Origin of the sequence: Haliea alexandrii (genome assembly GCF_003719295.1) — a bacterium.
GTDB classification, from domain to species: Bacteria; Pseudomonadota; Gammaproteobacteria; order Pseudomonadales; family Halieaceae; genus Haliea; species Haliea alexandrii.
The window spans coordinates 760,041-782,381 of sequence record NZ_RFLW01000001.1; the positions used below are offsets into that span (position 1 = coordinate 760,041).

Sequence of the window (22,341 nt, forward strand, 5' to 3'; positions counted from 1 at the left end):
CAAGACGCGACACGCAAACCAATAGAGCGCTAGGGTTCCGACCGCAAGCATTGCGGTGACTGGTCCGAGAGCACTCGACCTTTCGGTGAAGGGTTACACGGCGGGACAAAAGCCCGGGAGAACTGAAGGCGAAATGCCGGGGGTACTCTGTGATTAACCGACCAAACCCGACTGAGAGGTACACCATGAAGCGTATTAGTTTATTCCTGCTCCTGTTGCTGTTGTCGACCACAGCCTCGGCCCGCGACAGTTTCAAGATCTGCTGGTCGATCTATGTTGGCTGGGTACCCTGGGCCTACGGTGCCGATCAGGGCATTGTCGACAAGTGGGCCGACAAGTACGGCATCGATATCGAGGTGGTGCAGATCAACGACTACATCGAATCCATCAACCAGTACAGCATGGGTGAGTTCGATGCCTGCACCATGACCAACATGGATGCGCTGACCATCCCTGCCGCTGGTGGCGTTGACAGTACGGCGCTGATCGTTGGTGACTTCTCCAACGGCAACGACGGCATTGTGCTCAAGGGCAAGGACTCACTGGCGGATATCAAGGGCCAGACCGTCAACCTGGTGGAGTTGAGCGTGTCTCACTATCTGCTGGCGCGCGGCCTGGAAAGTGTCGGCCTGACGGAGCGTGATGTTGAGGTCGTGAATACCTCGGATGCCGATATGGTGGCGGTGTATGCCACACCCGGTGTGACCGCAGTGGCAACCTGGAACCCGCTGCTGAGTGAAGTGGCCGCCATGCCAGACAGCCATCGCGTGTTCGATTCCTCGCAGATTCCCGGCGAAGTGATCGACCTGCTGATCATCAACACGGAAACACTGGCGGCGAACCCGGCACTGGGCAAGGCGCTTACCGGCGCCTGGTACGAAATCATGGCGCACATGAGCGGTGGCGATGAGCGTGCAACCGCCGCCAAGACCTTCCTCGCAGAGCTTTCCGGTACTGACCTGCCGGGCTTTGAGTCGCAGCTGGCCAGCACCGAAATGTTCTACACCCCCGCAGAAGCGCTGGCGCTGACCAATAGCGAGCAGGTTAAAGAAACCATGCAGACCGTTGCCGAGTTCTCACACAAGCACGGCTTGCTGGGTGAGGGCGCACCGGATGCCACCTTCATCGGTGTCGAGACCCCGGCGGGTGTGTACGGCGACAGCAACAATATCAAGCTGCGCTTTGATCCAACCTACATGCAAATGGCTCTGGACGGCGAACTCTAGGCACATCGCTGTGCGCGGGGGCATGGTGCCCCCGCGACCCGCTCTCGCAAGGAAGGATCATGAAGCGCCTCATCAACCAGACACCTGCGCCGATGCTGCGCGTGCTGCTGGGCCTGCTGCCCTTTGTGCTGCTGGTGCTGCTGTACATGTTCGCCTCGGAGGCGCGGCTGACAGAGAACCCCTCTGACAAGCTGCTGCCAAGCTTTACCCAGATTGGCGATGCCATTGAGCGCATGGCTTTCGAGCCCAGCAAGCGCAGTGGAGATTACCTGTTCTGGGAGGACACCCTGAGCAGCCTCACCCGTCTTGGGATGGGCGTGCTCATTGCGTCTGCGATCGGACTCGCGCTGGGCCTGTTTACCGGGGCCTTGCCGCTGGTGTCCGCCTCTGCCAGCCCGCTGCTCACGGTCGTCTCGTTGATTCCGCCGCTGGCGATTCTGCCGGTGCTGTTCATTGTGTTCGGTCTCGGTGAGCTGTCTAAGGTGGCCTTGATCGCCATTGGCATTACCCCGTTCATCGCGCGCGACATACAACGGCGCACGCAGGAGATTCCCTCTGAGCAGCTGGTGAAGGCGCAAACCCTCGGCGCCAACACCAGCCAGATTATCTGTCGGGTGCTGCTGCCGCAGTTGATGCCGCGCCTGGTGGATGCCGTGCGGCTGTCGCTGGGTGCCGGCTGGCTGTTTCTCATCGCGGCGGAAGCCATCGCGGCGACTGAGGGGCTGGGCTATCGCATCTTTCTGGTGCGGCGCTATATGGCGATGGACGTCATCCTGCCCTACGTGGCCTGGATAACGCTGCTGGCGTTTGTGATCGACGCGCTGCTCGCAACCCTCAGCCGTCGCCTGTTTCCGTGGCACCATCACGGAGGCCAGTGATGATTGAAGCGCGCAATCTGTGGAAGAAGTTCGGCGACAAGGTGGTGCTGGAACGCATCAATCTGCAGGTGCAGGAGGGTGAGTTCGTTACCCTGGTGGGCACCTCCGGTTGCGGCAAGAGCACCTTCCTCAACATGCTGCTGGGCACCGAGCCTGTCAGCAGCGGCGAATTGCTGCTGCACGGCAAGCCGGTGCCGGGTGAGCCAGGGCCGGATCGCGGCATCGTGTTCCAGCAGTACTCGGTATTCCCGCACATGACCGTGCTGCAAAATGTCATGGCGGCACGCGGCTTTGCCCGCCGCAGCCTCACCGGTGCACTGTTTGGCAGCGCGCGCCGCGAGGCGCGGGAAGAGGCTCTGGGGCTGCTCGAAGAAGTGGGCCTGTCCCACGCGCAGGGCCTCTATCCGGCAGAATTGTCCGGTGGCATGCGCCAGCGCCTGGCGATAGCCCAGGCGCTGCTCGGTCGCCCTGGTATTCTCCTGCTCGACGAGCCTTTCGGGGCGCTCGATCCCGGCATCCGCGCCGACATGCACGACCTGGTCTTGCGGCTCTGGCGCCAGTACCGGCTCACGGTATTCATGGTGACGCACGACCTGAAAGAAGGCTTCTACCTTGGCACCCGTTTGTGGGTGTTTGACAAGACGCGGCACGACCCGCAGGCGCCGAATGCCTACGGGGCCACCATCACCTACGACCTCCCGGTAGGCAAGATTGACCGGGATACCCTTTCCGATATCGATCGCGACCTGGCGCGCGCAGTCACAGAGACGGCCTGACATGATGAACGCATGGGATTACGAAACCGAAATCGCCCCCGGGGGCCATTGGTCACTGCGCCTGCGCAGAGGCACCGAAATGCGGCTTACCGACCTGGCGGGCAACGCCAACCTCGGCATGCTTTTTTACAACCCGGAGAACCTGCTGGAACGGTATAACGCCCCCGACACGCTGAAATGCCAGCACACCTTCAAGCTGACCCGGGGTCACTGCCTGTATTCGGATATGGGCCGTATATTCGCCTCTGTCATCGAAGATTCGGCTGGCTGGCATGAAACGGTCTGCGGCAATTCACACGCCGAGCATGTGGCGGCGCGGTGGGGTGGACGCGACTATCAGGCAGACCGCAATGACTGGCACCAGAACGGTCACGATGCCTTCCTCGTTGAACTGGCCAAATACGGGCTTGGCGCAGCGGACATGGCGGCGAACATCAACTGGTTCAGCCGGGTGGCCACCGATGCCAGTGGCAACCTGCGCTTGCTGCAGGACCACAGCCCTGCCGGCAGCCACGTGAAGCTGCGTTTTGAAATGGACACACTGGTGTTGCTGCATGCCTGCCCACACCCCCTGAGTCAGGCGTTGGCTTACCCGCGCAGCCCTGTGCGCATTGCCCTGGGCAAGGCGGACCCGGTAGCGGAAGACGACGCTTGCCTGAACCACTGCGAAGAGAACCGTCGGGGCTTTCGCAACAATATGCTGTATCACCTGGGACGTTGAGGAGCCCGTCATGTTGACTGAAAGTGCACGTCTTCCCGAAGAAGCAAGCGATCGCACCACCGTGCCGGCGGGTGATTATTACCTGGGGCGCCTGAACGCCGGTCAGACTCTGCGCATCCTGGATAGCGAAGGCAACCAGGCGGCCGATACGCTGTTTTACAGCGCCGACGACAGCAGTGAGCGCTACAGCGCCGCCGACACCATTCGGGAGCAGGGCAATGTCTACCTGACCGCGGGGTCGGTACTGCGTTCCACCCGCAATACCCCCATGCTGGAAATTGTTGCCGACACCTGCGGCCGCCACGACACGCTGGGGGGGGCTTGCGCCAGCGAGAGCAACACGGTGCGCTACGACCTGGAAAAACGCTGCATGCACTCCTGTCGCGATAGCTGGATGCTGGCCATTGCCGAACACCCGGAATACGGCATTGGCAAGCGCGACATTGGCCACAATATCAATTTCTTCATGAACGTGCCGGTGACGGAAGCGGGCGGGCTCACCTTCGAGGACGGTATTTCCGCGCCGGGTAAATATGTGGAAATGACCGCATTGATGGACGTGGTGGTGCTCATATCCAACTGCCCGCAGCTGAATAACCCCTGCAACGGTTTCAATCCGACACCCGTTGAGGTGTTGGTCTGGGATCACTGAATTCGATAACCCCTGTGGTGGACGACCACAACAGGTAGCGACAAGACGGGACGACCCGCGCCAGGTTTGATGATGTTCGACACAGTACTTGTAGCCAACCGCGGAGCTATCGCCACCCGCATCCTGCGCACGCTGCGCCGACTGGAGATCCGCTCTGTCGCGGTGTATGCGGCGTGCGATGCCGAAAGCCTGCACGTGCGTCAGGCGGACCAGGCCTTCTGTCTGGGTGAGGGCGGCGCCGCAGACACCTACCTCAACATGGACCGCATTCTGGAAGTGGCGCGCGAATGCGGCGCCCAGGCAATTCATCCCGGCTACGGCTTCCTCAGTGAGAACGCCACCTTCGTCGCGCGTTGCGAGGCAGAGGGCATCGCGTTTATCGGTCCGACGGCGGAGCAGATGCAGGCCTTTGGCCTCAAGCACCGGGCGCGGGCGCTGGCGGAGGAGGCGGGCGTGCCGTTGCTGCCGGGCTCCGGATTGCTCGACAACCTCGCCGCGGCCGAGCAGGAGGCGGCGCGCATTGGCTACCCGGTGATGCTGAAAAGCACGGCTGGCGGCGGCGGCATCGGCATGCAGCTCTGCCACGATGCGCAGGAACTGGTGGGTGCCTTTGATTCCGTGCGTCGCCTGGGTGCCAACAACTTCGCCGATGACAGTGTGTTCCTGGAAAAATTCATCGCCTCGGCCCGTCACATCGAGGTACAGATCGTGGGTGATGGCCAGGGTAAGGCGCTGGCGCTGGGGGAACGCGATTGCTCCAGTCAGCGCCGCAACCAGAAAGTGGTAGAGGAGTGTCCGGCCCCCAACCTGGACGACGCCACACGCACCGCCCTGCACAGTACCGCCGAGCGCCTGCTTTCCAGTGTGGCCTACCGCAACGCGGGCACCGTTGAATTCATCTTTGACGCCGAAACTGCGGCATTTTATTTTCTCGAAGTGAATACGCGCCTGCAGGTCGAGCACGGCGTCACGGAGGAAGTGTTCGGGGTCGACCTGGTCGAGTGGATGTTGCGCATTGCGGCCGGAACACCGCCAGAGCTGGACGCCGAGCGGGCGCTGCTGGCGCCGTCCGGACACGCGATTCAGGTGCGCGTCTACGCCGAGGACCCCTGGCTGGACTTTCAGCCCTGTGCCGGGTTGCTCAGCCACGTGCAGTTTCCCGCCGGCGATGGCGTACGTATAGACCACTGGATTGAATCCGGCATTGAGGTTCCGCCCTTTTTCGACCCCATGCTGGCCAAGGTCATCGTGCATGCCGATGATCGCGCCGCGGCGCTGCAGAAGCTGCAGCACACGCTGGACGCCATTGAGCTGTATGGCAGTGAGACCAATTTGGACTACCTGCGTGCCCTGAGCCGCGATGCAACGCTGGCGCGGGGTGAGGTGACCACGCGTTACCTGAATCGTTTCAGCCACACCCCCGCCCGCGTGGACGTGCTGCAGGGTGGCACCCAAACTACCCTGCAGGACTACCCGGGCCGCCAGGGGCACTGGGATGTGGGTGTGCCACCCTCCGGCCCCTTCGACAGCTACTCGTTCCGCCTTGCCAATCGCCTGTTGCAGAATGCGGCGGACGCGAGTGCCCTGGAAATCACCCTGCAGGGACCACAGCTGCGTTTTGCCGTGGCGACACAGATAGTGATTGCCGGCGCCGAGATCGAGGCCACGCTCGATGAGCAATCGGTGCCCCAGTGGCAGGTGGTTACCGTGGGCGCGGGCCAGACGCTGCACCTGGGTCGCGTGCGCGATTCCGGTGCGCGTGCCTATCTTGCCGTGCGCGGGGGGTTTCAGTGTCCAGAGTACCTCGGTTCACGCTCCACATTTACGCTGGGCCAGTTTGGTGGCCACAACGGGCGGGCCCTGCGCGCCGGGGATGTGCTGCAGCTGACTGCGGGCCCGGTTGCTGCGCCGGCGCAGGAGTTGCCCGCCGCGCTGCGTCCCGACATCAACCGGCAGTGGCAGGTGAGGGTGATCTATGGGCCCCACGGCGCCCCCGATTTCTTCACCGATGCGGATATCGCCACGTTTTTTGCCACTGATTGGGAAGTGCACTACAACTCCAGTCGAACCGGCGTGCGCCTGATCGGGCCTAAGCCCCAGTGGGCACGCGCTGACGGCGGTGAAGCGGGCCTGCATCCCTCGAATATCCACGACAACGGTTACGCTTTCGGCACCGTGGATTTCACCGGTGACATGCCGGTTATCCTCGGCCCGGATGGCCCTTCACTGGGCGGCTTCGTATGCCCCGCAACCGTCATCACCGCGGATTTGTGGAAGCTGGGGCAACTGCGTGCCGGCGACAGCCTGCGTTTCGTCGCCGTCTCCGTGGCACAGGCCGTGGCACTGGAAGCCGCCCAGAGCGAGGCGATAGACGCCCTGGCTGCGGTGCCTTGCGAGTGGCAACCGGCTGCGCCGGAGTCGCCGGTTCTGGCGCGTTTTCCTGCCGAGGTGTTCGGTGACGAAATTGTCTGTCGCGCGGCGGGGGATCACTTCCTGCTGGTGGAATACGGTGAACAGGCCCTCGATATTCGCCTGCGCTTCCGCGCCCATGCGCTGATGCAGTGGCTGCAGGCCTATGCGCTTCCCGGGTTGCGCGAGTTGATCCCGGGCATCCGCTCGCTGCAGATCCATTTCGACAGCCAGGTCCTCAGCCACGCAGCGCTGCTGTCGCATCTGGAGCGGGGAGAGCGGGACCTGTCCACACAGCTCGCGCAGCTGAGCGTGCCTTCGCGCATCGTGCACCTGCCGCTCTCCTGGGATGATGAGGCCTGCCGGCTCGCTATTGAGAAGTACACGCAGTCCGTGCGCAAGGATGCGCCCTGGTGCCCGAGCAACCTGGAATTCATTCGCCGCATCAACGGCCTGGAGGATATCGAGGCCGTGAAGCGCATTGTTTTCGATGCCTCTTATCTGGTCATGGGCCTGGGCGATGTTTACCTCGGCGCACCGGTGGCCACGCCGGTAGACCCCCGACACCGTCTGGTGACCACCAAGTACAACCCGGCACGTACCTGGACGGCGGAAAACTCCGTGGGCATTGGCGGCTCCTACCTCTGTGTGTACGGCATGGAGGGGCCGGGCGGCTACCAGTTTGTCGGCCGCACCCTGCAGATGTGGAATCGTTACCGGCGCACCGCGGAGTTCGAGCAGCCCTGGCTATTGCGCTTCTTCGACCAGATCCGCTTCTACGAGGTGAGTCACGCTGAGCTTGAGCAAATCCGCCGCGATTTTCCGCAGGGGCGCTATCCGCTGAAGATAGAAGAGACACAGTTTTCGTTGGCGGATTACGAGGACTTTGTCGCCAGTAATGCGGGCGCCATCGACAGCTTCCGCGACCACCGTCAGCAGGCTTTTGCCGCCGAACTGGCCCAATGGCATGCCAACGGTCAGTTCAATTTTGCTGAAGAAGATGTGCCGGAAGCGGTGACCGAGCAGAGCTGGCCCGACACGGCAACGGTGGTAGACAGCCCGGTTTCCGGCAGCGTCTGGCAGCTGAACGTGCAGGTAGGCGACAGTGTGCGCCGCGGTGAGCCGCTGGTGGTGCTGGAGTCGATGAAGATGGAGATAGCGGTCTTTGCGCCCTGTGATGCTGTTGTCAGCCAGGTTTTGCTGTCACCCGGTAGTCGGGTCGCTGCAGGGCAGGCCCTGGTGGTCCTTGAAGACAGTGAAGGAGCTTCGCTATGAGCCGCAACATGACGATTCCCGGCCTGCGGGCGGCGTATGCGGCAGGTGAACTGACGCCCGGTGCGTTGCTGGAGGAGATTCGCCAGCGTGCTGCAGAGTACGCGGCGCATAACATCTGGATACACCTGTGCAGCGCTCGGGAGCAGGCGACATGGGTGGATGCACTGGCGGATCGCGACCCGGCAACGCACCCTCTGTGGGGGGTACCGTTTGCCATCAAGGACAACATCGACCTGGCTGGTATACCTACCACCGCCGGTTGCCCGGCGTTCGCTTACACGCCGACGCAGTCTGCTCGCGTTGTGCAACAGCTGCTTGCTGCCGGTGCCATTCCTGTGGGCAAGACCAATCTTGACCAGTTTGCCACGGGCCTCAATGGCACGCGTTCGCCCCACGGTCCCTGCCACAACGCCTTCGCCCCCGATTACATTTCCGGTGGTTCGAGTTCCGGCTCGGCGGTTGCGGTGGCCCTGGGTCTCGCCAGTTTCAGCCTGGGCACGGACACGGCGGGCTCCGGTAGGGTACCGGCCTGCTTCAATAACCTGGTGGGCCTGAAGCCCACCCGGGGACTGTTATCCGCCAGCGGCTTGGTTCCCGCCTGTCGCAGCCTTGATTGCATCAGCCTGTTCGCCCTCGACACCGATGATGCAGAGCGGGTGCTCACCTCGGCAGAAGGCCACGACGCCGAAGATGCCTTCAGTCGCCGCAATCCCTTTGCCAATACCACGCGACACTACGGGATGCGCACCGGGCCGCTCAGGATCGGGGTACTCGACGACGCGCAGCTGCAATTCTTCGGTGACCGTGACTACGAAGCCGCCTACCGGCAGACGCTGGCCGCGCTGACGGCTGCCGGCATTGAACTGGTCACGGTCGATTACGCGCCCTTCGACCAGGCCGCGCGCCTGCTCTACGACGGCCCGTGGGTGGCGGAGCGCTATATCGCCTGCGAGTCGATGCTGACGACGAATCCCGCAGCCATCCATCCGGTGGTGCGGGGCATTGTGGCGCAGGGCGAGGCGCCGCGGGCAACGGAGCTGTTCCAGGCACAGTACCAATTGGCTGCGTTGCGCCAGCAGTGCGAGGCGGCGGTGGCGGGTCTGGATTGTCTGCTCACACCCACCGCGGGGCGCCTGTTCAGTATTGCGGAGTTACTCGAGGAGCCGGTGTTATACAACGCACAACTGGGCTATTACACCAATTTCATGAACCTGCTGGATATGGCGGCGGTTGCGGTACCGACAGCGTTTACGGCACAGGGCCTGCCCTTTGGCGTCACGCTTGCCGGCCGCGCCTTCGACGACCGCGCGCTACTGTCGATTGCCAATCGCTTGCGGGCGCTGCTGCCCTTGCCGCTGGGTGCACTTGAGCTGGATCCGGTTGCCAGCGCGGCGCCCGCGGTGGCCAATCCGGCGTACACGGAGCTTCTGGTGTGCGGTGCGCACCTTGAAGGCCTGCCGCTGAACTGGCAACTGGTTGAGCGCGGTGCAACGCTACTTGCGCGTACGCAGAGCGCCCCCTGCTACCGGCTGCATGTGCTGGCGGGCGGGCCGCCGATGCGTCCCGGCATGGTGCGGGACGAAGCGGGAGGCCAGGCAATCGAGGTGGAGGTGTGGTCCATCCCCACGTCCGAGCTGGGCAGTTTTGTCGCGGGCATTCCCGCGCCTCTGGGTATCGGCAAGGTAGAGCTGGCTGACGGACGCTGGGTCAGCGGCTTTATCTGTGAGCCGCAGGGGGTATCGAGCGCCACCGAAGACATCACCCACCTCGGTGGCTGGCGCGCCTGGCTGGCTGGGCGGTAATCGCCCCGGCTTGTCGTGAACGGCAGGGGCTGTGCCCACTGGCCAGTCTATGGCGTATACTGCTGGCTTTGCCGATTTTCGGAGATGCTTGCATGAAACTGGTTACCGCCATCATCAAACCGTTCAAAATGGACGACGTGCGCGCCGCACTTGCGGAAATAGGCGTGCAGGGAATCACCGTTACCGAGGTCAAGGGCTTCGGGCGCCAGCGTGGGCATACGGAGCTGTATCGGGGTGCGGAGTACGTGGTGGATTTCCTGCCCAAGCTGAAGCTGGAAATTGCGGTGGGAGAAAGCCAGGTGTCCTCAACCATAGACGCCATCATCCAGGCGGCCAATACCGGCAAGATCGGCGATGGCAAGATTTTCGTGACCGAGATGGAACAGGTTATCCGCATTCGCACCGGCGAGACGGGCGAAAACGCCATTTAAAATGCCAGTCGGGGGCGCCTAGCCGGGGGCGCCTAGCCGGCCGTACCCAGTCCCGCGATGGCGGCAGGCAGGTCGCGCAGTGCGGTCACCTCGGCATCCGCCCGGTAGTCCGCAGGTTCCCAAGGCGCGCTGGCAAGATTCACCCAGACGGTGCGCAGGCCAACCTGCTGCGCGCCGAGAATATCGTGCTCCGGATTGTCGCCCACGTGCACAATTTCGCCGGCCGCCGCACCGGTGCGCGCCAGCGCCGCGTGGAACATGTCGGCCGCCGGCTTGCTCGCCCCCACATCCTCGGCGAGAAAAGCGAAATCGAAATACTCCGCTGCATCGGTTTTGTAGATGTCTGCATTGCCGTTGGTCAGCGCCCCCAACCGGTAGTCACGGGCCAGTCGCTGCAGTACCTCCAGGGCCTCTGCGTACAACTCCACCTTGTGGCGCTCCTGCAAAAAAGCGGCGAAGGCCTCGCGCGCCCCGGCCTCGCTGTCGGCCTCGCTGTAGCCCGCTGCGCGCTGCAGCTCGAACAACATGCGCACACGCATCTGACTGACGTGATGAGCCAGCTCCGGGTGCTGTTTCCACACCCGCTTCTTGAATTCCCACAGGCTGTCGTGGTCGTGCTGTTCGATGCTCCCCGGGCGGTGTTGCAGCAGCCACTCACGCTGCGTCTGTTCGGCACGCAGCAGTGCGGGCTCTACATCCCACAGGGTGTTGTCGAGGTCGAAGGTAATTACGCGTATGGCCATCGGCTCAGTCTCCGCCGGGCTTGCGCCGGCGCGCACGCGGGTGCGCTGCATCGTAGACCTTGGCCAGGTGCTGGAAGTCCAGATGCGTGTAGATCTGGGTGGTGGCGATATTGGCATGCCCCAACAACTCCTGCACGGCACGCAGGTCACCACTGGACTCCAGCATGTGGCTGGCGAAGGAGTGGCGCAGCATGTGCGGATGCACATCCTGATACATGCCCGCGCGCCGGCCCTGCAGCCGCAAGCGATCCTGAATATTGCGCACGCTGATACGCGAGCCTCGCTGGCTCAGGAACAGGGCCGGGTCGGTACTCTGCGGGCGCACCTGCAACCAGCGTTCTACCGCGGCGAGCGCTACCGCGCCGACGGGCACTGTGCGTGTCTTGCGCCCCTTGCCGGTGACAGTCAGCAATTGTTCGTGGCGATCAATGTCGCCAACGTTGACGGCGGCCAGCTCAGCCAGGCGCAGGCCGGAAGAATAGAAGAGTTCGGCAATAGCGCTGTCGCGGCGCGCGGTGAGGTCATCGTCACTGAATTGCAGATAGCGGTTGACCTGATCGGTATCCAGTGTCCGCGGCAGGCGGCGCGGTTGCCGGGGTGCCTGCACGGCGGCGGCCGGGTTGCGGCTGTGCCCTTGTTCCCGGCCCAGATAGGTAAAAAAGGAGCGTACCGCGGAGAGCGCGCGCTGGATACTGCTGCCGGCAAGGCCCTGGCGGCGCAGCTGGCTCACCCAGGCGCGAATATCGGCCTCGTGCAATTCGGCAGGGTCGGTGCGCCTGCGCTCGTCACAGCAGGCGATCAGGCTCGCCAGATCGCGCTGATAGTTGCTTACGGTGTGTGGTGACAGCTGGCGCACATCGCGCAGGTAGCGAATAAACGCCTCACTGGCCGTTTGCAGCGCCGTTGTCTCCGCTGTCATGCCCGCGCCGGCGCTTCCAGGCGGGGCAGAAGCCGCACCAGGACCTCGGCAATGTGTTGCAGGAACAGGGTGCCCATGGCGCTGGTGTAGTGGTGGGCATCCGAGCTGCCCACGGCAATGACCCCGATCTCTTCCTCGCCGAGTAGCGGCATCACGGCTGCGGAACCCACGCTGCCAGCCCCCTCGAAGAGGAAGTCGAGTTCTTCCCGGCGCAGGGGGCCGCAGACTGCCTTGCGGCCGCGGAGTAGCGCGCCGACGGCGGCCTGGGCGGTTTCCGCAGGCACCACGCGCACACCATCAGACGCGCTGGCCGGGTCGCCGAAGAGGATGATGCTTGTATGCTCAACATCAAAGTCGTCCTGCATGGCACGGCGATAAGCCGCGCAGAGCGCAGGCACGGACTCGGCCTCCAGCAGCGCCAGCACCAGGTGCCGGGTCTGCTCGTACAGCTTGTCGTTACTGCGCGCATTGGCGGTGAGCGCATTGAGTCGCTGGCGCATCTCGGTGTTGCGCTCGCGCAGTACGCTGACCTGTTTTTCCACCAGAGATACCGCGCTGCCCGAGGCGTGGTTCACGTGCAGGAAGTCCAGCATGTCCGGGTGGCGCTGCAAAAAGTCGCTGTGATTCTTCAGGTATTCGCGAACGCTGTCGTCGGTCAGTGCGTTGCTGTCGGCAGTGATGGCCGGTTCCTTCCTGGCTGACATGGTCTGGTCTCCGTTATCCCCGGCGCGCCTGTGCCGCCGTCATATTCTGATACTGCCCTCGAACACAACGGCTGTCGGGCCGGTCATGGTCACCGGCTTGCCGGGGCCCGGCCAGTGTATCTCAAGCTTACCGCCAGGCAGGTGAACTGTCACGGTATCACGCAGCCAGCCGCGCAACATGCCATAGACCGCCGCCGCGCAGGCGCCCGTGCCACAGGCCAGCGTTTCGCCCGCTCCGCGCTCGTAAACGCGCAGCTTGATCTCCTGCTCTGAAAGAACCTGCATGAAGCCGGCATTGGCCCGCTGCGGGAAGCGCGGGTGCCGTTCGATGGCCGGGCCAAGCGTGGCGACCGGTGCAGCGGCCGTGTCGTCGACGCGCACTATGGCGTGGGGGTTGCCCATCGACAGCGCGCCGATCTCCAGTGGCTGGCCGTTTACCTCCAGTACGTAGTGGTCTGCCGTGGCATTCGCTATCAGGGGAATGCGCGCGGGCTCGAAAATCGGGGCGCCCATATCGACTTCCACATGATGCTTGTCGCGCAGCCGCAACTCCAGCACACCGCCGGCGGTCTGCACGCGGATAACGCGCTTGCCGGTCAGCTGTTTGTCGCGCACGAAGCGCGCGAAGCAGCGGGCGCCATTGCCACAGTTCTCCACCTCGCTGCCATCGGCGTTGAAGATACGATAGCGAAAGTCCACCTCGGGGCTGTCTGGCGTCTCCACCAGCAGCACCTGGTCGCAGCCGATGCCGAAGTGCCGGTCGGCAAGACGCCGTATGTCGTCTTCACGCGGTTGGTAGCGCTGCGTGATCAGGTCGATGACCACAAAGTCATTCCCCGCGCCGTGCATCTTGGTGAACTTGAGCAACATTGCCGAGTATTCCTCAGGCCGGCAGGCGGCATTCGCGCCGCAACAGGTCTTCAAGGGTTTCGCGCGCGCCCACAACGTGCACGGCGTCACCATCCACCATTACCTCTGCGGCGCGCGGCCGGCTGTTGTAATTGGAGCTCATGCTGAAGCCATAGGCGCCGGCACCGAACATGGCCAACAGGCTGCCTTCGCGCAGACACAGGGTGCGCTGCTTGCCAAGAAAGTCCCCGGTTTCGCACACGGGCCCGACGATATCCCAGGTGGCGTTGATGCCTTCAGCCGCCGCATGACTCGGCTGGATATCCAGCCACGCCTGGTAGAGCGCAGGGCGGATCATGTCATTCATGCCCGCATCGACCAGTGCGAAATTGTGCTCGGGGGTCTGCTTGAGGTACTCCACCCGGGTCAGCAGAAGGCCGGCTTCCGCGGCAATCGAACGCCCCGGCTCGAATATCAGCGGTAACCGGCGTTCGCCCAGCGCTTCGCGTATGGCCCCGATATAGTCGGCGATAGCGGGCGGCTGTTCGTCGCGGTAGCGCACCCCGAGGCCGCCACCGAGGTCGAGGTGGCGGATTTCGATGCCTTCGTCTGCCAGCGTATCGACCAGCAGGAGCAGGCGCCGCAGGGCGTCAATAAAAGGGCTGAGCTCGGTCAGCTGCGAGCCGATATGACAGTCCAGGCCGCGCACGTCGATGTGCGGCAGCGCCACAGCGCGACGGTAGAGCGGCAGTGCTTCGTCGACACCCAGGCCGAACTTGTTTTCGCGCAACCCCGTGGAAATGTAGGGATGGGTGCGCGCATCCACGTCGGGGTTCACCCGAATGGAAACCGGCGCCTGCAGGTTCATCTGCGCGGCGACGCGGTTGAGCACCTCGAGCTCCGCCGCGGATTCCACGTTGAAACAGTGGATGCCCAGCTCCAGCGCTCTGGCCATCTCCTCGGCCGTTTTGGCCACGCCGGAAAACACGGTTTTCGCCGGGTCACCACCGGCGGCAATCACGCGCTCCAGTTCGCCCACGGACACGATGTCAAAGCCTGCGCCGAGCCGTGCCAGCACATCGAGTACCGCGAGGTTGGAGTTGGCCTTGACCGCGTAGCAAATGAGGTGGGGCCAGTCAGCCAGGGCATCCTGGTAGGCCCGCAGCGCCGTTTCGAGGGCGGCGCGTGAATACACATAGCATGGCGTGCCGTACTGCTGGGCGATGGCGTCTGCGGTGACGTCTTCGGCATGCAAGATGCCGTCACGGAACTGGAAAAAACTCATGGCTCTCTGCGTACTCAATCGGTTGCGGAAGAAGGTGCTGTGCCAGCCGGCGGTGCACCAGCGGCGGGCGCTGGCGGAACGCTGACGGCGTCCGGGGGCGGCAGCTGCAGCGGGCCTGTTTGCCCGCAGCCCGCCAGTAGCGCCAGGGCGAGCAGCCAGTGAAGGCGCGTGTGAAGCATAACAAGGGTTCCGCTGTGAAAAGCGCGCAGTATACCCGAATTGACGTCGCGTTCTTGTGCGATAGAGGGTCGAATTGCACGCGGGATCATGGCAGGATTCCAGGCCCATGCTTCGTCGCGAGGCGCAGCCAGCTCTGAATCGTCCACGAGGGCCCACGCGTGCGTGTCATAGTTCCCCCGCTGTTATCGACACGGCAGTTCATCGGCTGCGGCCTGCTCGTCCTGTCGCTGTTACTGGACAACGCCGCACAGGCCGTTGAACCCCTCTACGGCAAGAACCTGACGCCGGTGGCTGGCCTTTTCGGTATGCCCTCGGCGCGCAGCGCGGCGCTGCTGTCCACGGGTGATGTGGCGTTCGCCGCGCACGGCGCTCTGGCCAGTCACGCCGTTTTTGATGCCTCAGCCTTCGAGGCGCTGCGCCTGGACGGTGAAACCCACCGTCTCGCCCTCGAGTGGCGCTATGCCTTTGCGCCGGGCTGGGAGCTCCAGGTGGAGCTGCCCTGGGTGAGCCACAGCGGTGGCTCGCTTGATTCGCTGATCGACGGCTGGCACAGCCTGTGGGGTATGCCGGATGGCGGCCGCGATACGGTGCCCCGGGACCAGCTGGATTTTCGTTACCAGTCCACCGCTGCGTCTCTGTCACTGCGCGACAGTGCCTCGGGGGCGGGTGATGTCACGCTCGCGCTGCAGCGCGCACTCGTCGATGACAATGAGTGGCAGGTGAGCGCGGGGCTCGGTTACAAGCTGGCGACAGGAGAAGACCGCGAGCTCCTCGGCAGCGGTGCGGAAGATGCTTTCGCGGTGCTGCGGGCCAACTGGGCGCCAGCCGGGAGTCGCGGGCAACTGTTCGGGCAGGCCGGCTACTTGCGCGCGGGCCAGATTGCAGGCCTGCAGGCCGTGCAGGAGCGAGACCTCTGGTTTGCCGGGCTGGGTATCGGCTGGGCAGTGCATGAGCGCGTGACCTTGCTGGCCCAGATTGATGCCCAGTCAGCGCCCTTGCAGAGTGATTTGACGGCCTTGGGCGCCACGGCACTGCTGCTGAATGTGGGTGCGCGCTGGCAGGTGAGCCCCCGCTGGGCGCTGGAGGCCGGGTTTATTGAGGATATTCGCGTAGAGACAGCCCCCGATGTCACCTTTCAGGCCAGCCTGCGCTTTACCCCTTGATGCGCCCGCGGCTGCACCGGGGCAGGCAACGGTGGCGCGCTTACGCCGGCCGTGCGTCGAGACGCTGCAGAGCAGTGCCGGCCGCGGCCTGCACCTGACGCGGTGCGGTACCCCCCAGGTGGTCGCGTGCGGCAACGGACCCCTCCAGGGTCAGCACATCGAACACATCCGCGGCGATGTCGGCGTGGAAGCTCTGCAGTGTGGCAAGTGACATCTCCGCCAGGTCGGCGCCGCTGGCCACACCGTGGGCGACGGCCTTGCCCACCACTTCGTGGGCATCGCGAAAGGGCAGGCCCTTGCGCACCAGATAGTCGGCGAGGTCCGTGGCGGTGGAAAACCCACGGCGTGCCGCTTCGCGCATCTGCTCGCTGCGGGGCCGGATGGCGGGGACCATGTCGGCGAAGGCGCGCAGGCTGCCCAGCACCGTATCGATCGTGTCGAACAGCGGCTCCTTGTCCTCCTGGTTGTCCTTGTTGTACGCCAGCGGCTGGCTTTTCATCAGGGTGAGCAGGGAGATCAGGTGCCCATTGACCCGGCCCACCTTGCCCCGCACCAGTTCGGGCACATCCGGGTTTTTCTTCTGCGGCATGATGGATGAACCGGTGCAGAAGCGGTCCGGCAGCTCAATGAAGTTGAACTGGGCCGATGTCCACAGCACCAGCTCCTCGGACATGCGCGACAGGTGGGTCATGAGCAGCGCGGCAAAGCTGCAGAATTCGATGGCGAAGTCTCGGTCTGACACCGAATCCAGCGAGTTGGCGGTGGGGCGGTCGAAGCCCAGGGCGCGCGCGGTCATATCGCGGTCGATGGGGTAGGTGGTGCCCGCGAGGGCGGCGGCACCCAGCGGCGACTGGTTGAGGCGCGCGCGGCAGTCCATGAGCCGGCCGTAATCGCGCTCCAGCATCTCGTTCCAGGCCAGCAAATGATGGCCGAACACCACCGGCTGTGCGGTCTGCAGGTGGGTAAAGCCGGGCATGATGGTGTTGCACTGGGCTGCGGCGAGCTCGATGGTGCCGCGCTGCAGGCGGGTGAGCTCTCCCGCAATGAGGTCAATGGCGGCGCGCAGGTGCAGTCGGATGTCGGTGGCAACCTGGTCGTTGCGCGAGCGGCCAGTGTGCAGTTTCTTGCCGGTATTGCCGATCAGCTCGGTCAGGCGCGCCTCGATGTTCATGTGCACGTCTTCGCGCTCGATAGACCAGCCGAAGTCACCCCGGGCAATCTCCGCTTCGACCTGATCAAGCCCGGCCTGGATCTGTTCGCGTTCCTCTGCTGTGAGCACACCCACCGCGCAGAGCATGTCGGCGTGGGCGCGCGAGCCCTGGATATCTTCCCGGGCCATGCGCTGGTCGAATTGGACCGATGCGGTAAAACGCTGCACGAATTGATCGGTGGGTTCGGCGAAGCGGCCGCCCCAGAGGGTGTTGGTGTCTGTCTGCTTGCTCATGTTGATCCGTATCTGGTTGGGGGCCCGCTGCAGGCCATGGCTGGCGTTCTGGCGCTTGTGCCGGTCGCGCTTGGGTGCAAGTATACCACCGGGGTGGACAAGGGTTGGTGCACATGCAGGATGTGGGGGAGCAACAGCTGGCGGCGCGAGCGCAGGCCTCGGGTGCGTTCTTCATTCCGGATCTCTGTGCACCGCGTGCACTCCTGTTTCTGGTTCTGCTCGCCGAGCTTATGGTGCTGATGTACACCCTGGCGGTCAGTAGTCTGCCGCGCTTCGACTGGACGGTGCTGGCGACCGGCTCGGTGCTGGTGCAATGGCTGGTGCTGGCGAGCGCCGTGGCCCTGTGCCTGTTGCGCGGCTGGTTTTCGCGCCACAGTCTGTGGTTGGCGGCGGCCGGCAGCATACTGCTCGTGGTGATAGTGACGGGCCTCTCCAGCGAGTTGATCCTGCGGTTTTACCCGGCGCTGATGGCGGATGCCGACGACCGTTGGTGGGTGTTGCGCAATACCCTGGTCGCCGCGCTGGTTGCCGGTATCGCCCTGCGGTATTTCTACCTGCAGCAGCAGCTGACCCTGCGCGAGCACTCGGAACTGCAGGCCCGCATTGATTCGCTGCAGGCCCGTATTCGCCCGCACTTTTTGTTCAACACCCTGAACAGTATTGCCAGTCTTATTGCTTCGCATCCCGAGCGCGCCGAGGCCGCCGTCGAAGATCTGGCAGAGCTGTTCCGCGCTAGCCTGCGTCATTCCGGACCGGGCGACACCGTCGCCGAAGAGGTGCATCGCTGCGAGCTGTACCTTGGTATCGAGCGCCTGCGCCTCGGCGACCGCCTGCAGGTGGACTGGCAGGTGGCTGAGGGCGTGGGCGCGCTGCCCATGCCCAGCCTCATCCTGCAGCCGCTGGTGGAAAACGCCGTGTATCACGGCATATCACTGTTGCCGGGGGGCGGGCTTGTTCGCGTTGTTGTGGCAGAGGATAACGGCGATGTGCATGTGGTGATCGAAAACCCGCGACCGGAGCCGCCCGCTGCCAGCCGTGGTGAGCGCATGGCGTTGACCAACATCGAGCAGCGCCTGCTGGCGCTCTACGGTGAGGCAGCAAGTTTGCGCCCGTGGGAAGCCCACGGGCACTTTCGCGTGGAATTACGCTACCCGGTGGAGTCGCTGGTGTGAAAGTCCTGCTGGTTGATGACGAGCCGCTGGCGCGCGAGCGCCTGCGTCGATTGTTGCAGCGACTGCGCCCCGAGGCCTGCGTCATTGAGGCGGATTCGGGAGAGGCGGCACTGGCGCTGTTGGCGCGTGAGGATCCCGCACTGGTGTTGCTGGATGTGCGTATGCCCGGCATGGATGGTATTGAGGTGGCGGCGGCCATGGACCGCTTGCCGGCACCGCCCGCCGTGATTTTTTGCACCGCGTACGATGAATATGCGCTCGACGCCCTGCGTCATCAGGCGGTTGCCTACCTGCTGAAACCCGTGCGTGAGTCGGAGCTCGCCCGGGCGCTGGCCACGGCCGGACGGGTCAATCGCGTGCAGCTGGCCGCATTGTCCGATGGTGAGCCAGCGGGTCGTTCCCAGGTGAGTAGCCAGGGGCACCGCGGCCTGGAGACATTGCCCATTGCCGAGGTCCGCTGCTTTATCGCGGAGCAGAAGTATGTGACGGCAGTCGCTCCCGGGCGTGAACTCCTGATTCAGGACGCGTTGAAGGATCTGGAGCAGGAGTTCGCCGCAGACTTCCTGCGCGTGCATCGCAACGCCCTGGTAGCCCGGCGCCACATCCAGCGCTTGCGGCGCGATACGCAAGGCGGCTGGTCGGTCGAGCTGGATGGCGTGGCCCTGCGACCGCAGGTCAGCCGCCGGCACCTGGCGGCCGTGAAGGCACGGTTACAGCAGAGCTGAGAACGCAGCCGCCGCTGCGGGCGGCCGGGCAAAGTCGCAGCGCCGGGACGTGGCTGGTATCATCGCGCCTCGCTCTGCAGGAACCTGTTCATGTCCCGTACCATTACCATCGCTACCCGAGAAAGTCCGCTCGCGCTGTGGCAGGCCGAGTTTGTTCGCGACGCCTTGCAACAAACCCATCCGGGCCTTGACGTACAGCTGCTGGGCATGACATCCCGCGGCGACCAGCTGCTGGATGTGCCGCTGGCCAAGGTGGGCGGCAAGGGACTGTTCGTGAAAGAGCTGGAAACCGCATTGCTCGATGGCAGCGCGGATATCGCCGTGCATTCGATGAAGGATGTCCCGATGGAATTCCCCGAGGGCCTCTGCCTCGGCGTGATCTGTGAGCGCGAGGATCCCCGGGATGCCTTTGTCAGCAACCACTATGATAATGTGGCTACGCTGCCGCCGGGCAGCATTGTCGGTACCTCCAGCCTGCGTCGGGAGTGCCAGCTGCGGGCGGCGCGCCCCGACCTTGAGGTGCGCTTTCTGCGCGGGAATGTGAACACGCGCTTGCGCAAGCTCGATGCGGGCGAGTACGACGCCATTATCCTCGCGACCGCCGGGCTGCTGCGCTTGCAGATGGACGAGCGCATTCGGCAGCGCATGCCGGTGACCGAGTCACTGCCCGCTGGCGGGCAGGGTGCGGTGGGCATCGAGCTGCGCAGCAGCGACCAGGAGCTGCTGACGCTGTTGCAGCCCTTACACAACGTGCCCACGGCGCTGCGGGTGACCGCGGAGCGTGCCCTGAACCGTCGCCTGGAGGGCGGCTGCCAGGTCCCGATTGCCTGCTACGCGGAACTGGAGTCGGGCAATGAAATGCTGTGGCTGCGCGGCCTGGTGGGCCGGCCGGATGGTGGCCTGCTGCTGCGCGCCGAGGCCCGGGCACCGGTGGCCGAGGCGGAGGCGCTGGGCATTGCCGTGGCGGAAGACCTGTTGGGGCAGGGCGCGGGCGCTATTCTGGCCGAGGTCTATGGTCGCTAGATCGGTGCTGGTCACCCGTCCCGCCGGGCAGGGCGAGCACCTGTGTTCTGCGCTGGCGGCGCGTGGGTTCACCGCGCATCACCTGCCCTTTTTGCAGCTGCAGCCCTTGACGCCCCTGCCCGTCGCCGAGCGGCTCCGTGTGCAGGCGCTCGATCGTGTGCAGCATGTCATTTTTGTCAGTGCCAATGCAGTCGGTTTTGGCATGCCGGTCATTGAGCGCTATTGGCCTCAATTGCCGGTTGGCCTGCACTGGTATGCGGTGGGCGAAGGGACGGCCCGCGCGCTCGCCGGTTTTGATGTAGTGGCTATGACACCCGGCGAGAACATGAGTAGTGAGGGTTTGCTCAATCTGCCAGGCCTGCGTGACTGTGCCGGAGAGCAGGTGTTGATCGTGAAGGGGCAGGGAGGGCGCGACACGTTGCGGCGTGAGCTCACCCGGCGCGGTGCCCATGTCGAGACCCTTGCGTGCTATCGTCGCCTCAGTCCATCCATGGCGCCGGGGGCTCTCGCCACCGCGCTGGCCGATTGGCAGATCGAGGTGATTTGCATCAGCAGCGGTGACGGCCTGAACACGATGCTGGCGTTGCTTAGCCCCGAAGAAACCACTAAGTTACAGGGAGTCACCTTGCTATTGCCCTCGCGGCGCGTTGCGGATGCGGCGATGGCAGCGGGATTCAAGCATTGTCTGGTTGCGGACAATGCCTCCGACGGTGCCATGTTGCGCGCCCTGGAGCACTGGAGCCCGGTGAAGGGAGAGAAGAAGTGAGTGATGAAAAAGACCTGACTGAAACATCCCCCCCAGTGGCAGCCGAGCCACCCCGGGGAGAGCCCGATGCCGCGCCTGAGCCGGCGCCCGAACAGCCCGCATCCCAGCTGGAGGCCGCTCCCCGGGCGCGCAGCGGCGGCGCCGTCGCCTGGTTCGCTCTGTTGCTGGTGCTCGGTCTTGCCGCGGCGGCCGCGTGGCTGGTGCTGCAGGCGCAGTCGCGTGAAGCCGCGGTGCTGCAACGTCTGGTGGAACTGGAAGAGGTCGATCACAGTGCCCAGGTGGTCGCCGCGGACGACGCGGAGATTCGTGCCGAGCTGCGTGCGCTTGAACGCAGCGTGCAGGATACGCTGGAGCAGCGCCTGAATACGGTACAGCCACAACTGCAGCGCCAGGCCGCGTCGGTGCGGGAGCAGGCTTCCCGCCTGCAGGCCCTGGAAACACGCCTGGCAGAGCAGCGCGCGGAGCTCGCGCAACTGCGCGGTGGCGATCGCGACAGTTGGCTGCTGGCTGAAGTTGAGTACCTGTTGCGGCTCGCCAACCAGCGGCTGATCATGGCCGGGGATGCCGTCTCGGCGCGGCGCTTGCTGCAAAGCGCGGACGGTATTCTGCGCCAGCTCGACAGCACGGCGCTACACCCGGTGCGGCGTGCGGTGGCGGAGGACCTCGCGGCATTGCGCGCACTGCCGGAGCTGGATGTCGAGGGTTTGTACCTGCGTCTCGGTGCACTGGTTGACCAGGTGGCCGGGCTGGTGATTTTCGAGCTGCCGGAGCGGTCGGACGGCCCCGAGGCAGCAGCGGCTGACACCTGGCAACAGCGCCTGCAGCAGGGCTATCAGCAGGCGCTGGCGACCCTGTCCAAATACATTGTGGTGCGCCGCCGTGAGGTGCCGGTCGAGGCGCTGGTGGATCCGCAGTGGGAAGGCCTGCTGCGCCAGAATCTGGTCATGCTGTTGCAGCAGGCACAGGTGGCGTTGTTATCGGGAAATCAGCCCCTGTACGAGGCGAGCCTGCAGCGCGCCCAGCGCTGGCTGACCGAGTTTTTCCTGGCGGACGAGGCGGCGGCAAGTGCCGTGGCAAACGAACTGGAGGATCTCTCCCATGAGGTCATTGCCGTGCCGCTGCCGGACATCTCCGCATCGCTGGCGGCGCTGAAGACTTACACCGAGCCGCGCCTGCAGCGCGACGGAGCGCAATAGTC

At 64.4% G+C, this 22,341-nt stretch carries 21 protein-coding genes and 1 riboswitch; of the genes, 14 read left to right on the top strand and 7 right to left on the bottom strand.

The features are described from left to right. Positions 1-18: 18 nt before the first annotated feature. A riboswitch (guanidine-I (ykkC/yxkD leader) is annotated at positions 19-122 on the top strand. Between the two features lie 63 nt (positions 123-185). The 8 genes from EGJ68_RS03475 to EGJ68_RS03510 all read left to right on the top strand — a co-directional run bounded on the left by EGJ68_RS03475 (position 186) and on the right by EGJ68_RS03510 (position 10,170). Continuing rightward, complete coding sequence (locus EGJ68_RS03475; RefSeq protein ID WP_123033141.1) at positions 186-1,226, top strand: putative urea ABC transporter substrate-binding protein; 1,041 nt, start codon at positions 186-188, stop codon at positions 1,224-1,226. 59 nt (positions 1,227-1,285) lie between these two features. Next, positions 1,286-2,104 carry an ABC transporter permease gene (locus EGJ68_RS03480; RefSeq protein ID WP_123033142.1) on the top strand — a complete coding sequence of 273 codons (819 nt, stop codon included), beginning with the start codon at positions 1,286-1,288 and terminating at the stop codon, positions 2,102-2,104. Next, entirely contained in the window at positions 2,104-2,880 is a 777-nt protein-coding gene (locus EGJ68_RS03485) for an ABC transporter ATP-binding protein (RefSeq protein WP_123033143.1), read from the top strand. The genes EGJ68_RS03480 and EGJ68_RS03485 overlap by 1 nt, the downstream gene beginning before the upstream one ends. A gap of 1 nt (position 2,881) precedes the next feature. Continuing rightward, positions 2,882-3,601, top strand: a complete 720-nt coding sequence (locus tag EGJ68_RS03490) for an urea amidolyase associated protein UAAP1 (protein ID WP_123033144.1) — start codon at positions 2,882-2,884, stop codon at positions 3,599-3,601. A gap of 10 nt (positions 3,602-3,611) precedes the next feature. Then, positions 3,612-4,253 carry an urea amidolyase associated protein UAAP2 gene (locus EGJ68_RS03495; protein ID WP_123033145.1) on the top strand — a complete coding sequence of 214 codons (642 nt, stop codon included), beginning with the start codon at positions 3,612-3,614 and terminating at the stop codon, positions 4,251-4,253. Positions 4,254-4,325: 72 nt separating this feature from the next. Further along, complete coding sequence (gene uca, locus EGJ68_RS03500) at positions 4,326-7,937, top strand: urea carboxylase (RefSeq protein ID WP_123034018.1); 3,612 nt, start codon at positions 4,326-4,328, stop codon at positions 7,935-7,937. Further along, positions 7,934-9,739, top strand: coding sequence for an allophanate hydrolase (atzF, locus tag EGJ68_RS03505; RefSeq protein WP_123033146.1), 1,806 nt, complete (start codon positions 7,934-7,936; stop codon positions 9,737-9,739). Before uca ends, atzF begins: the two co-directional genes overlap by 4 nt. Positions 9,740-9,831: 92 nt before the next feature. Then, positions 9,832-10,170, top strand: a complete 339-nt coding sequence (locus EGJ68_RS03510; RefSeq protein WP_027949744.1) for a P-II family nitrogen regulator — start codon at positions 9,832-9,834, stop codon at positions 10,168-10,170. A gap of 32 nt (positions 10,171-10,202) precedes the next feature. On the opposite strand, the gene EGJ68_RS03515 is transcribed toward EGJ68_RS03510, so the two are convergent. The 6 genes from EGJ68_RS03515 to lptM are packed head-to-tail and all read right to left on the bottom strand — an operon-like array spanning position 10,203 to position 14,939. Further along, positions 10,203-10,913 (bottom strand): HAD family hydrolase, encoded by a 711-nt coding sequence (locus EGJ68_RS03515; RefSeq protein WP_123034019.1) that lies wholly within the window; start codon positions 10,911-10,913, stop codon positions 10,203-10,205. 4 nt (positions 10,914-10,917) lie between these two features. Beyond that, entirely contained in the window at positions 10,918-11,832 is a 915-nt protein-coding gene (gene xerC / locus EGJ68_RS03520; protein ID WP_123033147.1) for a tyrosine recombinase XerC, read from the bottom strand. Next, the gene (locus EGJ68_RS03525; protein WP_123033148.1) at positions 11,829-12,536 is read right to left on the bottom strand and encodes a DUF484 family protein; all 708 of its coding nucleotides are present in this window, start codon (positions 12,534-12,536) and stop codon (positions 11,829-11,831) included. Before EGJ68_RS03525 ends, xerC begins: the two co-directional genes overlap by 4 nt. Before the next feature lie 39 nt (positions 12,537-12,575). Then, complete coding sequence (gene dapF, locus EGJ68_RS03530; protein WP_123033149.1) at positions 12,576-13,406, bottom strand: diaminopimelate epimerase; 831 nt, start codon at positions 13,404-13,406, stop codon at positions 12,576-12,578. Positions 13,407-13,419: 13 nt separating this feature from the next. Next, entirely contained in the window at positions 13,420-14,670 is a 1,251-nt protein-coding gene (lysA, locus tag EGJ68_RS03535) for a diaminopimelate decarboxylase (RefSeq protein WP_123033150.1), read from the bottom strand. Positions 14,671-14,684: 14 nt separating this feature from the next. Further along, positions 14,685-14,939 carry an LPS translocon maturation chaperone LptM gene (gene lptM, locus EGJ68_RS18460; RefSeq protein WP_408609889.1) on the bottom strand — a complete coding sequence of 85 codons (255 nt, stop codon included), beginning with the start codon at positions 14,937-14,939 and terminating at the stop codon, positions 14,685-14,687. 69 nt (positions 14,940-15,008) lie between these two features. Between lptM and EGJ68_RS03545 the strand changes: the two genes are divergently transcribed. Then, on the top strand, positions 15,009-16,013 hold the full coding sequence (locus EGJ68_RS03545; RefSeq protein ID WP_158283476.1) for a DUF3187 family protein: 1,005 nt from the start codon (positions 15,009-15,011) through the stop codon (positions 16,011-16,013). Positions 16,014-16,053: 40 nt separating this feature from the next. On the opposite strand, the gene argH is transcribed toward EGJ68_RS03545, so the two are convergent. Continuing rightward, positions 16,054-17,457: an argininosuccinate lyase gene (gene argH, locus EGJ68_RS03550; protein WP_123033152.1), complete on the bottom strand. Its 1,404-nt coding sequence runs from the start codon at positions 17,455-17,457 to the stop codon at positions 16,054-16,056. A 113-nt stretch (positions 17,458-17,570) separates the two neighbouring features. Between argH and EGJ68_RS03555 the strand changes: the two genes are divergently transcribed. The 5 genes from EGJ68_RS03555 (at position 17,571) to EGJ68_RS03575 (ending at position 22,339) form a co-directional block, all read left to right on the top strand. Continuing rightward, entirely contained in the window at positions 17,571-18,629 is a 1,059-nt protein-coding gene (locus tag EGJ68_RS03555) for a sensor histidine kinase (protein WP_123033153.1), read from the top strand. Continuing rightward, positions 18,626-19,354: a LytR/AlgR family response regulator transcription factor gene (locus EGJ68_RS03560; protein WP_123033154.1), complete on the top strand. Its 729-nt coding sequence runs from the start codon at positions 18,626-18,628 to the stop codon at positions 19,352-19,354. The genes EGJ68_RS03555 and EGJ68_RS03560 overlap by 4 nt, the downstream gene beginning before the upstream one ends. A 90-nt stretch (positions 19,355-19,444) precedes the next feature. Continuing rightward, positions 19,445-20,377 (top strand): hydroxymethylbilane synthase, encoded by a 933-nt coding sequence (gene hemC, locus EGJ68_RS03565; RefSeq protein ID WP_123033155.1) that lies wholly within the window; start codon positions 19,445-19,447, stop codon positions 20,375-20,377. Then, the gene (locus EGJ68_RS03570; RefSeq protein WP_123034021.1) at positions 20,367-21,143 is read left to right on the top strand and encodes a uroporphyrinogen-III synthase; all 777 of its coding nucleotides are present in this window, start codon (positions 20,367-20,369) and stop codon (positions 21,141-21,143) included. Before hemC ends, EGJ68_RS03570 begins: the two co-directional genes overlap by 11 nt. Then, entirely contained in the window at positions 21,140-22,339 is a 1,200-nt protein-coding gene (locus EGJ68_RS03575; protein ID WP_158283477.1) for a uroporphyrinogen-III C-methyltransferase, read from the top strand. Before EGJ68_RS03570 ends, EGJ68_RS03575 begins: the two co-directional genes overlap by 4 nt. Positions 22,340-22,341: the final 2 nt, after the last annotated feature.

What these genes read in the sequence shown, in the direction of transcription:
- argH (WP_123033152.1), bottom strand. Translation starts at nt 17,457, where the DNA reads ATGAGCAAGCAGACAGACACCAACACCCTCTGGGGCGGCCGCTTCGCC.
- EGJ68_RS03495 (WP_123033145.1), top strand. Translation starts at nt 3,612, where the DNA reads ATGTTGACTGAAAGTGCACGTCTTCCCGAAGAAGCAAGCGATCGCACC.
- atzF (WP_123033146.1), top strand. Translation starts at nt 7,934, where the DNA reads ATGAGCCGCAACATGACGATTCCCGGCCTGCGGGCGGCGTATGCGGCA.
- xerC (WP_123033147.1), bottom strand. Translation starts at nt 11,832, where the DNA reads ATGACAGCGGAGACAACGGCGCTGCAAACGGCCAGTGAGGCGTTTATT.
- uca (WP_123034018.1), top strand. Translation starts at nt 4,326, where the DNA reads ATGTTCGACACAGTACTTGTAGCCAACCGCGGAGCTATCGCCACCCGC.
- EGJ68_RS03510 (WP_027949744.1), top strand. Translation starts at nt 9,832, where the DNA reads ATGAAACTGGTTACCGCCATCATCAAACCGTTCAAAATGGACGACGTG.
- EGJ68_RS03485 (WP_123033143.1), top strand. Translation starts at nt 2,104, where the DNA reads ATGATTGAAGCGCGCAATCTGTGGAAGAAGTTCGGCGACAAGGTGGTG.
- dapF (WP_123033149.1), bottom strand. Translation starts at nt 13,406, where the DNA reads ATGTTGCTCAAGTTCACCAAGATGCACGGCGCGGGGAATGACTTTGTG.
- EGJ68_RS03570 (WP_123034021.1), top strand. Translation starts at nt 20,367, where the DNA reads ATGGTCGCTAGATCGGTGCTGGTCACCCGTCCCGCCGGGCAGGGCGAG.
- EGJ68_RS03555 (WP_123033153.1), top strand. Translation starts at nt 17,571, where the DNA reads ATGCAGGATGTGGGGGAGCAACAGCTGGCGGCGCGAGCGCAGGCCTCG.
- EGJ68_RS03475 (WP_123033141.1), top strand. Translation starts at nt 186, where the DNA reads ATGAAGCGTATTAGTTTATTCCTGCTCCTGTTGCTGTTGTCGACCACA.
- lptM (WP_408609889.1), bottom strand. Translation starts at nt 14,939, where the DNA reads ATGATCCCGCGTGCAATTCGACCCTCTATCGCACAAGAACGCGACGTC.
- EGJ68_RS03490 (WP_123033144.1), top strand. Translation starts at nt 2,882, where the DNA reads ATGATGAACGCATGGGATTACGAAACCGAAATCGCCCCCGGGGGCCAT.
- lysA (WP_123033150.1), bottom strand. Translation starts at nt 14,670, where the DNA reads ATGAGTTTTTTCCAGTTCCGTGACGGCATCTTGCATGCCGAAGACGTC.
- hemC (WP_123033155.1), top strand. Translation starts at nt 19,445, where the DNA reads ATGTCCCGTACCATTACCATCGCTACCCGAGAAAGTCCGCTCGCGCTG.
- EGJ68_RS03525 (WP_123033148.1), bottom strand. Translation starts at nt 12,536, where the DNA reads ATGTCAGCCAGGAAGGAACCGGCCATCACTGCCGACAGCAACGCACTG.
- EGJ68_RS03480 (WP_123033142.1), top strand. Translation starts at nt 1,286, where the DNA reads ATGAAGCGCCTCATCAACCAGACACCTGCGCCGATGCTGCGCGTGCTG.
- EGJ68_RS03515 (WP_123034019.1), bottom strand. Translation starts at nt 10,913, where the DNA reads ATGGCCATACGCGTAATTACCTTCGACCTCGACAACACCCTGTGGGAT.